The following is a 13,807-nucleotide window of genomic DNA, read 5'->3' on the forward strand; positions in this document are numbered from 1 at the left end:
TATATTTTACTGTGGATGATCGGGGAGGCGCCTTACTTTAATGGATCAAATGGTCCGCCCCAGGTATTATTTTGTGTAATTTTAGGATTGTTGGCAATGCTGGAGTTTGGTATACCAAAGAAATAGTATGCCGGTTTCCAGTTAGGGCTGTAGCGTGTATCCAGGTCTTTGAATTCTACGGTAAAGTAGTTGGCATAGGCCACATCAAGGTTTACCTTATCACGGTAATTAGCGTTATTGGGATCAGCAAACTGAGTTGCCGTAGGTATTCCTGCGCCCACTTTAAGGTTGATGATTACGCCCCTCCTCTTGATACCGTTAATGGTACTTTCAAATTTCTTCCAGCGCCTGAGGTCCCAGAAACGTTTGCCTTCAAAGGCAAATTCAATCTGTCTTTCATAGAGGAATGCAGTAAAAAGATCTGCCCTGCTCATACCGGCGGTTAGTCCGTACAGACCATTGCTCCCCGCTTCGATACCTGCTCTTTTTCTGACAGCAATAATACTGGCATAACCTTCGTCTGCAGTACCTGTTCTGTTAATGCCCACGGCACTTTCTCCGAGATTGAGCAGTACCTCTGCGTAACGGATCTCCATCCAGTCGGTGCCCGAAAACTGCACATCGCTGGTAAGTACAGTTGGATTAACCGCCTTGCGGGTATAGAAACCTGTATTCGAAGCTTTTACTTCTGTGGTTTTACCTCCGGCAAAGTAAGTCCACAGGCGGTAGGTAGTATTGTTGTTGATAGGATACAGAGAACCGTTATAGCCGATTGTCTGGTCGAACCTCGGGTCCCTGTTTTTATAAAATGTCTGGTCAGCATAAGTGTACACCGTTGAGGTACCAGGTCTTTTACCGTCTTTCATTGGGTATGATTTTACCAGATCCCATGAAGGTTGATTGGATCCTCCGGCGGTACCTGTGTAAGATGGCCTGGTGGCGTTATCATAACCGTTATTCTTTTTGGTCTGATCACCTGTTGCCGTATTAAAGCCCGTGATCATCACGGCTTCGGGATTGTTCACTTCCGTAAACCACATATCTCCGTATGAAGCATTGAGTCCAAAGCCTGCAGCGGTTAAAAGATCGCGGGCCTGTACGTTGGCATTGTACGCAGCCTGCCAGCGGTCCTGAAGATCGTCAGGATTAAACTGCGGACTTGCATAGGTCAGCAGTACCCTTCCTTTGAGCGCAGCAGCAGCCCCGCGGGTAATCCTGCCCCAGTCGGCAGAGCCCGGCCATCTGCCCGGAAGATATTTGATCGCCGTATCCAGGTCGCTCGTGATCTGTTTGATACACTCCGAAGTCGTATTTCTTGGCAGCAGGGCCAGATCTTTAGCCTCCTGTCCAACACCATCAAGCGGAGTAAGCACCAGGGGAACGCCCCCGTAGGTACGCACCAGCTCAAAATACCTCCATGCCCTGAAGAAATATACCTGCGCTTTCAACCTGTTTTTGGTAGCCAGTGGCAGGGTTCCGCCATCTACATCGGTCATCATCATATTGATGGTGCGGATCTTGCCATAGTTGTTGGTGGCGTTCAGTGTAGTTCCAAAATCAGTAACATCACTTTCTGTCAGCGTTCCTTCAAGGAATTTACTCTCCCCATAGGATTCATCTGTGAGCGTGCCCCCGGCCGTTACGGCAGTGAGTGTATTTACCCCCGAGTTGCCGCCCCAGCTGGGCAGGTTCTGGTCATAGATATAACCTACATTGAGGTTCACCAGAGTAGAGTCATTGTACACCAGATCGGTAGGGATACTGCCAAGATCACCTTTGTCCAGTACTTTTTTACAGCTTGCCAGCGCAGCGATGCTGCATAAGGCGATGAGTAAGTTTATGTTCAGTTTCATCTTTTTCATGTTATAAACCAATATTTAAACCGAGTGAGAACGTCCTTAGCTGCGGATAGACATCAAAGGCACTGGTATTGTCTTTGTATCCGTAAGGGTTATAAAAATTGATCGGGTTAGTGCCCACGATAAATACCTTCGCTGATTTTAGTCCTGCCTTTGTGGCCCATTGTTCAGGCAGCCCGTATGAAATATTGAAATTTGTCATTCTGAAGGTAAAGGAGTTCACGAACCAGAAATCCGTTGTCCGGTCGTAATTGTTGTTATAGTACGGGTTAGGATATCTGGCATCCGTATTTTCCGGTGTCCAGTGATCGGCCCAGAAATCAGGCCTGTTGGAAGTTGCGGTACCCCTTTTGACGGCAGCACTTTCAATAGTAGACTGTCCTCCCCATGAAAGGCCCATCACTACAGAGAGGCTGATTGTTTTGTAGTTTCCGCCGAAGTTAAAGCCAAGGCCATAGTGGTTGCTGGATTTGGGCGTAAGGTATTCGTAATCTACATTTTCTGTGATTACCCCATCTGGTGCCGTGAAGTTACCATTGGCATCCTTTGGCCCTCTGATATCCTGGTACTTGATCATACCTGGTTTGGGCACCTCACCAAACGCCTTATAGTTTGGATTTTTGGCCAGGAAGTCGTCTACTTCTGCCTGGGTTTTAAAAATACCTAAACTTTTATAGCCGAGGATACCCCTGTCACTGGATAATCCTGCGTTATCAAGGAAAGTGCCGATATTGCCCACCGGCTGGTCAAGGCGGATCAGTTTGTTGTCGCTCCAGGAAAGGAAAGTGTTTACATTGTAACCCCAGTTCTTACCGATTTTATCTTTCCAGGCCAGGGACAGTTCATATCCGAAGTTATTGGCGATACCGAAATTCTCAGTCGGGATTGCAGCACCAATCAGCAATGAAACCGAGGAGCTCAGCGTAGTCAGCTGGTTATACCTGTGATCCAGGAAGCCGTCAGCGGTGAAAGACAGCCTGCTTTTGAGAAACTGGGCATCAATACCGATATTGTATTTGGTATCATCATCCCATTTCGCATTGCTGTTTGCCAGGGCGATGTTAGGATTGATGGACAGGGGGCGGTCTGAGTTGCCGCCAAATACAGCGCCCTTTCCTGTAGAGAGGGAGAAATTCCTGTTGTACTGAAAGTTCTTCGTGTTGTCTATTCCCAGCAAACCTACCGACGCGCGGAACTTCAGATAATCCACAACTTTAACATTGTTCTTAAAGAAGGGCTCCTCAGAGATAACCCAGCCTAATGACAGCGAAGGGAAATATCCCCATCTGTTGCCCGGGGCAAAGTAAACACTGGCGTCGCCCCGGTAAGAAAACTCTGCCAGGTATTTATCGGCATAGCTATAGTTTACCCTGGCAGCCCAGGCCAGGCGGCCAAATTCAGTTTGCGTTTCATCAGATAAATTTGTTCCTGTAGCATACTGCTGGTTGGGCAGGCCGCCGAGCAATACACCTTCCCTGGAAGCGTTCACCAGATCACTTTCACTTTCTACCTGTTCATATACACCCAGAACAGAGATTTCATGCTTGCCAAACTTACGCGCATAATTCAGGGTTCCGTTTAATTGATAGCTGTCGCGATAGGAAGGACTGATCCTTACCTTGTCGCCATTGGTGATGCTAACAGTCTTGATCACGTCGCCGCCATAGATGTGTTTTTTATCGCCCAGCATGCTGAACTGATACACATTATACCGGGTACCAAACTGCTTGCCGAAGGTATTGTCAAGGTTTTTACTGTAGTTTAATCCCGCTTTCAGTCCTTTGATAAAAGGGACTTCATAATTTAAGGTAGCCTGTACGTTCAAACCGTTGGAGCGCGTATCGGTAAAGTTATTGAGCCGCTGCACCTCAAAGAAATGCGTTCCGTCGATTGTTCCGGTATTTCCTGTGGTGAGCAGCACCGGCAGGCCGTTCACATAATATGGTGTAAACTGCGGCGTACCGATCAGTGATCTTACATCATTATCCGCACTTTCAGATCCCTGCTTAAACCAGAACCTTTCATTCTTGCTCAGGTCGCCGCTCAGTGAAAATCCTAGTGTGAGGCCTTTGTTCAATTTCACATCAGAACTGGCCCTGAAGGTCCATTTTTTGGTATTGATCCCATCAAAGTTTGAACTCTGATCAATATAGGAAGCCCCAGCAAAGTAGGTTGCCCTTTCACTACCGCCGCTCACATTGAGCGTATGGCGAACGGTATAAGCAGTCTGCCAGGCTTTTTTAAGCCAATCGGTACTGTTATTTTTAAAATACTCCAGTTCATCGGGTGAGTACCAGGCGGCATCTGCCAGATAACCGCTGTTGCCATCGGCCACATAATTTTTAGAAGCACGGGTGATATCGTTGAGATAGGTAGCCTGCTCAATTCCGGTCATCACCTTTGGCAGCATGGTAGCATCTGCAGCACCTACGGAGACACCGTAATTGATACGCGGTGCGCCTGCCTTACCGCGTTTTGTTCTTACGACCACCACCCCGTTTGATCCCTGGATACCATAGATTGCCGCGGCAGCATCTTTCAGGATGGAGATGTTCTCTACTTCCGAAGCATCGAGGGTATTGAAATCATCCGAAGTCCTGAAGATATCATCGATAATATACAATGGTTCGGTTCTTCCGCCATCCTTAACTGCAAATGTGGGGTTCCTTACCGTAAGCACGGCATTATCGCCCGGCCGGGCATAACCACCTGAGATACCTACTCCCGGGATCTGTCCCCGCAATGCAGCGGTCAAGCTACCCACAGGAATATCTTCAATAGCCTTTACATCAATGGTAGCGATAGAACCGGTGAGGTGTTTTCTCTCCTGGGTTCCATAACCCACTACCACCACTTCTGTAAGGTCTGAGGATGATTCCAGCAGCTGTACCTGGATCTGGCTCTGGCCGTTCACTGCAATTTCCTGGGTTTTATATCCAAGGTAGCTGATGACCAGGGTTTCGTTGCCAACCGGCAGATTGAGGCGGAATACACCCTGGGTATCTGTGGATGTTGCGGTATTTGTTCCTTTTATTTTGACGACAACCCCCGGCAGGGGTTTGCCCTGCGCATCTTTTACCGTTCCAGTGATATTTTTCCTGGAAGACATTACCTTTAACGCTTTAGTTGATTCCTTCGGCGAATCTTCTGCAAAAGCAGCAGAGCCCGTTAAAGTCAAAGCGATGATTAAATGGGTGCAGGCGATTTTCGGCCATTTACCCAAATAATTTTGCGTTTGTAAATGTGACTTCATATGTTATACTTAATTTATATTTGGCATTTTTGGGAAAGCTATACTCATGGAGTAGCTTTTATTATCTTAAATGAATATCCTAACTTTCAGGTTTTCGGGGCACGTGCTTTAATCCGCTCCTGCCACGCCTCACCTTCCTTTTTCATATCAATCCCGGCGGCAGAGAGGTAATTATTTATTCTTCCTTTATATTTTTTAAACCAGCCATGCTTTTTTTCGGATGATTCTGCATCCATTGCTTTTTCGCGTGCTTCGGTGAGCCAGATCATGATCTGTTTTTTCTGGGGATCAGTTAGTTGAGGAAGCATATCCTGGTAGGCTGCATAGGTAATAGGGAGCACTCCATAGGTAAGACCATCTTTGATCTGCTCTACCTGACCTGGGTTAAGATAGGTAGACAGTTGATTTAAAAAAGGTTGATGTAGCTGGTTTACAGCAGAATCCGCGAGAGCGGGACTGAGTTTAGCGCTGTCTCTGCGGGTATAGATCTGATTCAGGTCTTCATAATGACGTGCAACCAGAGTACTTACTTTGCGGGCTGCATTGGTATCCGGAAGGTTGAGTTTGTGTACAATCTTCCAGGCCCGGCCATCGATCATCTGATGATAGGCAGCTGATTGTCCCTGCGTTTGTGCAGATGCAGAAAATGAGCTTACAGCAATGCCGGCAATCAGCAAAAAGGTTTGTATTTGGTTCATATCAAATGATAACATGGTATATATCCACACAAATATGTACAATACTCTCACATGATTGTTACCAATTATTATCAACTTTTTATATCATGTTATCTTCACATTTTGTATTATTGCGGAGCTTAACACGCTAAAAACCAAATATAATTCGAGTAAACTAATGAGCAGGATATGAAACCACTCTTTCATAAAGTCCCGATCAATATTCAAAGTTCCTTCGGGATCAAACACAATATTGAATCTAATTTCGGCAAGATATGGCATTACCACCCTGAACTTGAGCTGCATTATGTAGTCCGCGGCGAAGGGGTGAGATTTATTGGAGACAACATCAGCAATTTTTCTTCAGGAGAGATTATTCTACTGGGAGAAAACCTGCCCCATACGTTCAGGTGCAGCGACGAATATTACCTGAATTCAAATGAATTGGAGGTAGAAGCGATCGTGATACAGTTTCTGCCCGACTGCCTCGGGAGAGAGCTCTTCAATTTACCGGAAGCCTATCTGATCCCCAAACTATTTGAAAAAGCAAAAAAAGGAATGGTGATCTCCGGTGAAACAAGAGATAAGTTGGCGGTCCTGATGAAACAGGCAACAGTTGCCTCGCAGATGGAAAAGCTGATCCTTTTTCTTTCCATCCTCAACCTGCTGGCAGAAACTGATGAGTATGAACCGATCACTTCGGCTTATGCCTTCTACAGGTCCAATGAATCGGATACGATCCGTTTGAACAAGATCTATTCCTATACACTAACAAATTACAAAAAAGAGATCAGCCTGGAAGAAATATCTTCGATCAGCCACCTGAGCATTACTTCATTCTGCCGGTATTTCAAACTGATGACCAAAAAAACGTATTACGACTTCCTGATCGAAATCCGTATCAGCCATGCCTGCCGGCTGCTGGTAGAAGATAAAATCCCTACCGAGGTGATCTGTTTTGACTGTGGGTTTAACAATGTATCCAATTTTTACAGGCACTTTAAAAAGATCGCCGGAATGACCCCCATGGATTATAAACGGAAGTATTTACTAAATTAAATGCCTATACGCTGCTGCAGCCTGCTGTAATCAGCGTATAGCTGTTCAATACCTTTTGCATTGGCAGAAGAAAAATGGCCTACATCCCTGCGGGTATAGGTAGAAATGTTCAATCCCTGTTTCTGCAGTGCATATTTTGCAGCATAGGGATACACATCATGCATGACATCCATATGCAGGATCAGAAATTCCTGCAGGGCCGCAAGATCTTCTTCCAGGGCAGGGTTATTGTAATTTTCGCAGAGCCAGACGATCAGTTCAGGGAAGAAATTGCCCTGGATGCAGGAAAGCCCGGCAGAACCGGCCCTGAGCGAGGCCAGGGCATGTACCATATACGCATCATACAAACCAAATCCCTCACGCTGAGTTGCCACAAGTTTCGCTTTTACCTGCTGAATATCCAGGCTTGTATCTTTATGGTAGGTAACTCTGCCGGTAGCAACAAAAGTTCCCAGCTGCTCCGCGGTAAGCAATCTTTTGAAAGGCAGGGGGCATTCGTAAAAACCGACAGGAACGGAGGGCGTAAGATCCAGCAGTTGCATCACTTTTTCATCAAACACTTCCGCGGCATCGTTTTCCTCCGCGATGAGGCTGGTGATGAGGATCACTGCATCGATACCGGTATCATAAATCCTTTTAACAAACTCTGCCTGCTGCGTAATGGACCCGCCAAAAGTACCCGTAGCCACCACTGGAACAGTACCATCTGCAATTTCCACCACTTTCGCCGTAAGCGAAATCCGCTCCTCGTTGCTGAGCTCAAACATCTCGCTCGAAAGGCAGTTGGCAAACAAACCCTTTACCCCGGCCCCCAGATAATGCGCAGTTAGCTGCTCCAATGCGTAATAGTCTATTTTTCCATCGTCACTAAAAGGCGTAAGCATGACCGGGATAAAACCTTTTTCTGATTTTTCCATTGTATTGTTCTCTGATATATTGGTTAAATAAAACTATTCAGTTGCCATTCTCCCCCTGAAAGCGCTGAGGATTAATCCTGATAAAAATATCGTCAGTGTGCCGGTTACCACAATCATATTGCTGTGCAGCATGTTTCTTAAAAAACCGTAATCTTCTGGCAGGGCGGCAGAAAAGGTCATCCACAAAATGACCAGCACGCCTATGCAGGTGGCCGTCAGTGCCTCGGCGTTTCCGGTTCTCCTGCTGATCATGCCCAGCAGGAACAATCCGAGCATCCCGCCTGAGAATATGCCCGATAACTGCCACCAGATATCCAGGATACTTTTGATCCCGATCATCAGAATGCCGGTGGCCATGCCCATCAGCCCGAAGACCGCGGTGGTGATGTACAATAAACGCATCAGCTGCTGCTCATTCATTTCGGGGTTAATGTATCTTTTGTAGATATCTATAGAAAATACTGTGGCAGAAGCGTTCATTCCCGAGCTGATGGTACTCATTGCGGCCGACATGATAGCGGAGATAATCAGTCCCACGAGGCCTGTCGGGATTTCGGTAACCATAAAATGCGGCATGATCTTGTCCCCATAATCTGAGGGCAGCAGGGCATCCATCGTTGCTTTTACCATGGTTGCACTGGCATGCAGCGGCAGGCGCTCCAGCGCTGCCTGGTGTTTTACACTTGCGATCAGCTCCGGGTTTACCTGGTAATAGGCATAAAGCGAAGATCCTATCATAAAAAACAGGAAGGATACCGGAACATAGCAGGCTACACAGATCCAGAGCGAGCGCGATGCCTGCCTGGAATTTGTCGCCGTATGGTACCGCTGTACATAATTCTGATCGATACCGAAATTATTGAGGTTGATAAAGAAACCATAAAAGAGGACCACCCAGAAGGTAGATTCCTTCAGATTTGGAGAGAGGCTGCCCAGGCTAAACTTGTGATCGGCTTTTCCAATTTCGATGATCCTGCCGGCTCCGCCGGGTATGTTCTTCACAATCAGATAGAGGATCAGAAAGGCCCCCAGTGTTTTCACGATAGCCTGCACCACTTCTGTCCAGATCACTGCCTCGATTCCTCCAAGTACGGTATAGATAATGATACAGGTGCCTACAACAACCATGATCGACTGCATGCTGTATCCTGTAAGTGCCTGAAGGCTCAATGCAATTCCAAAAAAAATAGAGCCCATGCGGGCCAGCTGCGTGAGCAGGAAACAGGCTACGGCGTAAGTGCGCGCCCATGGCCCAAACCTTTTCTCCAGGTGGGTATAGGCCGACACCTCCCCCGTCCTTCTGTAAAAAGGTACAAAATATTTAGAGGCGATCCAGGCTGCCAGAGGCATAGCCAGGCTAAAGACAAAGTTGTTCCAGTTGCTGCCAAAGGCCTTTCCCGGAACACCCAGAAAGGTATTGCTACTGAGAAATGTAGCATAGATAGAAAGTCCGATGGCCCAGCCGGGTATAGCACCTGCAGCTTTGGTAAACTGATCAGAGTTCCTGTTCTTTCTTGAAAAATAGAATCCCACCAGGATCATACTGATCAAATAAATCACAATCACTGCCAGATCCAATACAGGTAAACTTTTCATATTTGGCATTTTAAACAACGCATTGCAAATCTATCCGGCCGGGCACATCTTTCCTTATATCATTTTCTCTTCATGTTATATGATTTTGCCCTGAGGCAGTTTTTACTTCGCAGACATTCTCAGGATCGCCTGTTCCAGTCCGCGCAGTTCTGCCAGCCCTTTGAGCCTTCCGATACCAGAATATCCCGGGTTTACTTTTTTCTTCAGGTCGTCCAGCATCCTGTGCCCGTGATCCGGGCGCATAGGAATGCTCAGCTTCCGCTCCTGCTGGATCTCCACAAGTTTTTGTACTACAGCAAACATATCCACATCGCCTTCAAGATGGTTATCTTCAAAGAAGTCGCCAAATTCATTTCTCTTTGTGCTGCGCAGGTGCACAAAATTGACCCTGTCTTTAAATTGTTCCAGGATCGCGACCAGATCGTTGTCTGCCCTTACGCCCAGGGAACCTGTGCAATAGCACAGCCCGTTAGACAGGGATGGCACTTTGGTAAACAGCTTTTCCAGCTGGGCGGCAGTACTTACAATCCGCGGCAAACCAAATATGGCATAAGGCGGATCATCCGGATGGATCACCATCTTTATTCCATTTGCTTCGGCTACCGGCATCACCTCTGCGAGGAATGTAGTGAGGTTGGCAAATAACTGTTCTTCATCAATTCCGTCGTACGCCGCAAGTGCATTCAGGAATTCTGCCAGCCCAAAGCTCTCCTCGCTTCCCGGCAATCCGGCAATGATATTACGTTCTATTTTCAGTTTTTCACTGTCGGTAAGCCCTTTAAAGTAGAGCTCTCCACGCTGCAGTTCTTCAGCAGTGTATTCAGCGGCAGCCCCGCTGCGTTTAAGTATGAATACATCAAAGGCAACCAGTGCCGCTTTATTAAATAACAGGGCTTCTGCACCATTTGGTAATTTATAGTCGAGATGCGTCCTGGTCCAGTCCAGCACAGGCATAAAGTTATACGTGATCACAGTGATGCCGCAGCTGGCTAAATTTGCCAGGGAGACTTTATAGTTATCTATGTAATGTGCATAACTGCCTTTCCGCACTTTGATATCCTCATGAACCGGCAGGCTTTCTACTACCGACCATTCCAGGCCGGCATCGCTGATCAGCTGCTGGTGGTTTTTAATATCTTCAACGCTCCATACTTTCCCATTTGGAACCTGGTGCAGCGCAGAAACAACGCCGCTGCAACCGGCTTGTAAAATATCAGATAAACTAACGGGATCATTGGGACCATACCAGCGCATGGTTTGTACTAATTTGTTCATACGGCTCTATACTAATTTGAGGACGGGAATTTAAGGATTAAAAAGAAGATAGCAACTTGTTTTCAGGATAAGTTAGTTTGGAGCTCTTTCTGTTGCCGTTAAAGGTGACGTGAAAGATGTTGATCTGGTCGTCAAAAAGGTCGTAAAGCACCGTACTGGTAGTTTCCATCTTGCGGAGGCCGGTAACTCTGGCCGATTCCAGGTAAATGATTACTGCCTCCTTATCATTTTCAAAGCCCATATAGCTGAGGCGTAAAGGCCTTCCGTTTGCAGCGATACTCAGATGCGAGGCCATGTACCTGCCCACCAGCACTTCCATCTCTTTATGTCTTGCAGCAGAGGAGAGATCGGGCTTCACTTTATAGTTTTTTGCCAGCAGGTCTTCAAAGTCATCTGTAAAGATCCGGCAGCTGATTTCTACCGTATTAGTTTTGGGGTTGCAATTCAGTTCTGTGGAACTCAGATGTAAAGGATGCCTGCCTGCACTTTCTTCCAGAATAGGGCCTGATGGTTTTACAGCCCCGAGAATTAAGTAACAAATTAATAGAGATTGGTGTAAGAATGGCATCATAATGATCATTTATTTTTTCAGTACAAAAAAACGTTTTAAATTTAGAGTTGCAATAAAAAAAGTTTCAAATGAATAAAGCTCTCCCTATCTTAATGCTGCTGGGCTCCGCCATGCAGTTTTCTTACGCTCAAAACATCCAGAACAATCCCGGGAGCAATCACGGAAATAAGTTTGAGCAGTTAGGAACTATTCTGACTACCCCGAATGAACAAAGAACGGCAAGCGGGGCGCCGGGTGTAAAATACTGGCAGCAGCGCGCTGATTACGACATCAAGTGCAGTCTTGACGAGCAAAGCCAGCTGCTTACCGGTGCTGAAAAGGTGACGTATTTTAATAACTCACCTGATGTGCTTACCTATATCTGGTTACAGCTGGATGAAAATGAACATAATAACCTGAAGAATGCAGGTTACCAAAGCAGCACTACTCTTCCTGAGATTGCGACAACCAATTCTATCGACAGAGCTGTGATCAGTGATACGGATAATGGTAACGGGGTCAAAATATTAAAAATCACTGATGCGCTCGGCAAAGAGTTGAAATATACAGTGAACAAGACCATGATGCGTGTAGAGATGCCAGTACCATTAAAAGCTGGTCAGCAGTTCATTTTTAACGTAAACTGGAAATACCAGATCACAGACCGCTTAAAAGAAGGGGGTCGCGGAGGTTATGAATACTTCCCTGAGGACGGCAATTACCTGTTTACAATGGCGCAGTGGTATCCCCGTTTATGCGTATACAGCGATTTCCAGGGCTGGCAAAATCATCAGTTTACAGGCAGGGGCGAGTTTGCCCTGACCTTTGGAAACTTTAAGGTACAGATGACAGTTCCTGCTGACCACGTTGTAGGTTCAACGGGAGAATGTATCAACTACAGCGCAGTACTATCCCCAGCTGCTCTTGCAAAATATAACCAGGCAAAAACATCGTCCGAGCCTGTAGAAATTGTAACGCTGGATGAGGCAAAAAAGGCTGAAACCGAAAAAAGCAAGGCCACAAAAACCTGGGTGTTCCAGGCCAATAATGTGCGCGACTTTGCCTGGACTTCTTCAAGAAAATTCATCTGGGACGCCATGGGCCAGAAGATTGAAGGCAAAACGGTCATGTGTATGAGTTTTTATGGTAAAGAAGCCTATAACCTGTACAGGAATTACTCTACCAAGGCTGTAGCACATACGATTAAAACGTATTCACATTTTACCATTCCTTACCCCTATCCTGTAGCGCAAAGTATCGAAGCCTCAAACGGAATGGAATACCCGATGATCTGTTTTAACTACGGACGGACGGAAAAAGACGGAACTTATACAGAGACTTCAAAAAACGGGATGCTGGGCGTAATTATCCACGAGGTGGGCCATAACTTCTTCCCGATGATCGTGAACAGCGACGAACGCCAGTGGACCTGGATGGACGAGGGCTTAAACTCTTTTGTAGAATACCTGACAGAAGAACTCTGGGACAATAAATTCCCTACAAAAAGAGGCGCTGCATACTCTATTGTGGACTATATGAAACTGCCCAAGGATGAGCTGGAGCCGATCATGACCAACTCTGAGAACATCGAGCGCTTTGGCCCTAATGCCTATGCAAAACCGGCTGTAGGACTGAACATTCTCAGGGAAACGATCATGGGCCGCGAGCTGTTCGACTATGCATTTAAAGAATATGCGAGAAGATGGGCCTTCAGACACCCTACTCCTGCGGATCTTTTCAGGACACTGGAAGACGCCAGCGGTGAGGATCTGGACTGGTTCTGGAGAGGCTGGTTCTACAGCACTGACCCCTGCGATATCTCTCTGGATGCTGTAAAATATGCTAAGGCAGATGTAGATTCTAAAGTTCCTGCATCTAAGGTGAAAATGACTAAAATGGATCCGCCACTGGTAAATGCTTTTGATGATATATCAAAGGTGAGGAACAGGGATGATAAAAACATCCAGTTCTATACGGATAAGGATAAGGCTACACAGGATTTCTACTGGAGATATGACCGTGGAATAGAGAAATATGATGATACAGAGCGTAAACAGGAGATCAAAGCCCCGTATGAAACTTTATCATCAGAAGACCAGTCAAAATATGCCAACAAATTCTTTTATGAATTGTCATTCAGCAATAAGGGCGGACTGGTGATGCCGATCATTGTTGAGTTTACCTATACTGACGGAACCAGGGCTATCGACAGGATACCTGCGCAAATCTGGAGGCATAATGAGCAGCACGTAACCAAATTTTATGTTCAGGATAAAGAAGTTGCTTCCATTAAACTTGACCCGATGCGCGAAACGGCTGATATCGACGAAAGCAACAACACCTGGGGCGGTAAAGCACAGGCCAGTAAGTTCCAGTTGTTCAAACAGAAAAACAATGTGATCCGCGGACAGTCTGCCGGCGGCAATCCAATGCAGAATGCTAAAACAACTAAATAATTTATAACAAATTATATAATTTAAGAGAAGAGGATGTAGCACCAGGTGCCGCATCCTCTTTTTTTATTTTAGGGGGCTACACTCATTTGTATGCTAAATTGATATATCACAGCACCTCTTAGTGATTTGTAAATGTTTATAAAGTCATCCAGATATCAAATTAAC

At 46.2% G+C, this 13,807-nt stretch carries 9 protein-coding genes; 2 read left to right on the plus strand and 7 right to left on the minus strand.

Annotation, left to right across the window (positions count from 1 at the left end; genetic code table 11):
* Positions 1-32 precede the first annotated feature (32 nt).
* The 3 genes from FN831_RS01445 to FN831_RS01455 all read right to left on the minus strand — a co-directional run bounded on the left by FN831_RS01445 (position 33) and on the right by FN831_RS01455 (position 5,810).
* Complete coding sequence (locus FN831_RS01445) at positions 33-1,853, minus strand: RagB/SusD family nutrient uptake outer membrane protein (protein ID WP_221931233.1); 1,821 nt, start codon at positions 1,851-1,853, stop codon at positions 33-35.
* 10 nt (positions 1,854-1,863) lie between these two features.
* Positions 1,864-5,112 carry a SusC/RagA family TonB-linked outer membrane protein gene (locus FN831_RS01450; RefSeq protein ID WP_142526410.1) on the minus strand — a complete coding sequence of 1,083 codons (3,249 nt, stop codon included), beginning with the start codon at positions 5,110-5,112 and terminating at the stop codon, positions 1,864-1,866.
* Between the two features lie 86 nt (positions 5,113-5,198).
* Positions 5,199-5,810: a DUF3826 domain-containing protein gene (locus FN831_RS01455; RefSeq protein ID WP_142526411.1), complete on the minus strand. Its 612-nt coding sequence runs from the start codon at positions 5,808-5,810 to the stop codon at positions 5,199-5,201.
* Positions 5,811-5,978: 168 nt separating this feature from the next.
* Here FN831_RS01455 and FN831_RS01460 point away from each other — a divergent pair, with 168 nt between their 5' ends.
* Positions 5,979-6,848 (plus strand): AraC family transcriptional regulator, encoded by an 870-nt coding sequence (locus FN831_RS01460; RefSeq protein WP_142526412.1) that lies wholly within the window; start codon positions 5,979-5,981, stop codon positions 6,846-6,848.
* On the opposite strand, the gene FN831_RS01465 is transcribed toward FN831_RS01460, so the two are convergent.
* From FN831_RS01465 to FN831_RS01480, 4 genes are all read right to left on the minus strand, one after another.
* Entirely contained in the window at positions 6,845-7,765 is a 921-nt protein-coding gene (locus FN831_RS01465) for a dihydrodipicolinate synthase family protein (protein ID WP_142526413.1), read from the minus strand. The genes FN831_RS01460 and FN831_RS01465 overlap by 4 nt on opposite strands.
* A 33-nt stretch (positions 7,766-7,798) precedes the next feature.
* On the minus strand, positions 7,799-9,361 hold the full coding sequence (locus FN831_RS01470; protein ID WP_142526414.1) for a sodium:solute symporter: 1,563 nt from the start codon (positions 9,359-9,361) through the stop codon (positions 7,799-7,801).
* 102 nt (positions 9,362-9,463) lie between these two features.
* Positions 9,464-10,636, minus strand: coding sequence for a mannonate dehydratase (uxuA, locus tag FN831_RS01475; RefSeq protein WP_246101287.1), 1,173 nt, complete (start codon positions 10,634-10,636; stop codon positions 9,464-9,466).
* A gap of 37 nt (positions 10,637-10,673) precedes the next feature.
* Positions 10,674-11,207, minus strand: coding sequence for a DUF6702 family protein (locus tag FN831_RS01480; RefSeq protein ID WP_142526415.1), 534 nt, complete (start codon positions 11,205-11,207; stop codon positions 10,674-10,676).
* Between the two features lie 68 nt (positions 11,208-11,275).
* On the opposite strand from FN831_RS01480, the gene FN831_RS01485 reads away from it, so the two are divergent.
* Positions 11,276-13,642, plus strand: a complete 2,367-nt coding sequence (locus tag FN831_RS01485; RefSeq protein ID WP_221931235.1) for a M1 family metallopeptidase — start codon at positions 11,276-11,278, stop codon at positions 13,640-13,642.
* Positions 13,643-13,807 lie beyond the last annotated feature (165 nt).

This window comes from Pedobacter westerhofensis (genome assembly GCF_900182595.1).
GTDB lineage: Bacteria > Bacteroidota > Bacteroidia > Sphingobacteriales > Sphingobacteriaceae > Pedobacter > Pedobacter westerhofensis.

Excerpts from the sequence above, each read along its gene's own strand:
- FN831_RS01480 (WP_142526415.1), bottom strand. The coding sequence starts at position 11,207 with ATGATGCCATTCTTACACCAATCTCTATTAATTTGTTACTTAATTCTC.
- uxuA (WP_246101287.1), bottom strand. The coding sequence starts at position 10,636 with ATGAACAAATTAGTACAAACCATGCGCTGGTATGGTCCCAATGATCCC.
- FN831_RS01465 (WP_142526413.1), bottom strand. The coding sequence starts at position 7,765 with ATGGAAAAATCAGAAAAAGGTTTTATCCCGGTCATGCTTACGCCTTTT.
- FN831_RS01460 (WP_142526412.1), top strand. The coding sequence starts at position 5,979 with ATGAAACCACTCTTTCATAAAGTCCCGATCAATATTCAAAGTTCCTTC.
- FN831_RS01450 (WP_142526410.1), bottom strand. The coding sequence starts at position 5,112 with ATGAAGTCACATTTACAAACGCAAAATTATTTGGGTAAATGGCCGAAA.
- FN831_RS01470 (WP_142526414.1), bottom strand. The coding sequence starts at position 9,361 with ATGAAAAGTTTACCTGTATTGGATCTGGCAGTGATTGTGATTTATTTG.
- FN831_RS01445 (WP_221931233.1), bottom strand. The coding sequence starts at position 1,853 with ATGAAACTGAACATAAACTTACTCATCGCCTTATGCAGCATCGCTGCG.
- FN831_RS01455 (WP_142526411.1), bottom strand. The coding sequence starts at position 5,810 with ATGAACCAAATACAAACCTTTTTGCTGATTGCCGGCATTGCTGTAAGC.
- FN831_RS01485 (WP_221931235.1), top strand. The coding sequence starts at position 11,276 with ATGAATAAAGCTCTCCCTATCTTAATGCTGCTGGGCTCCGCCATGCAG.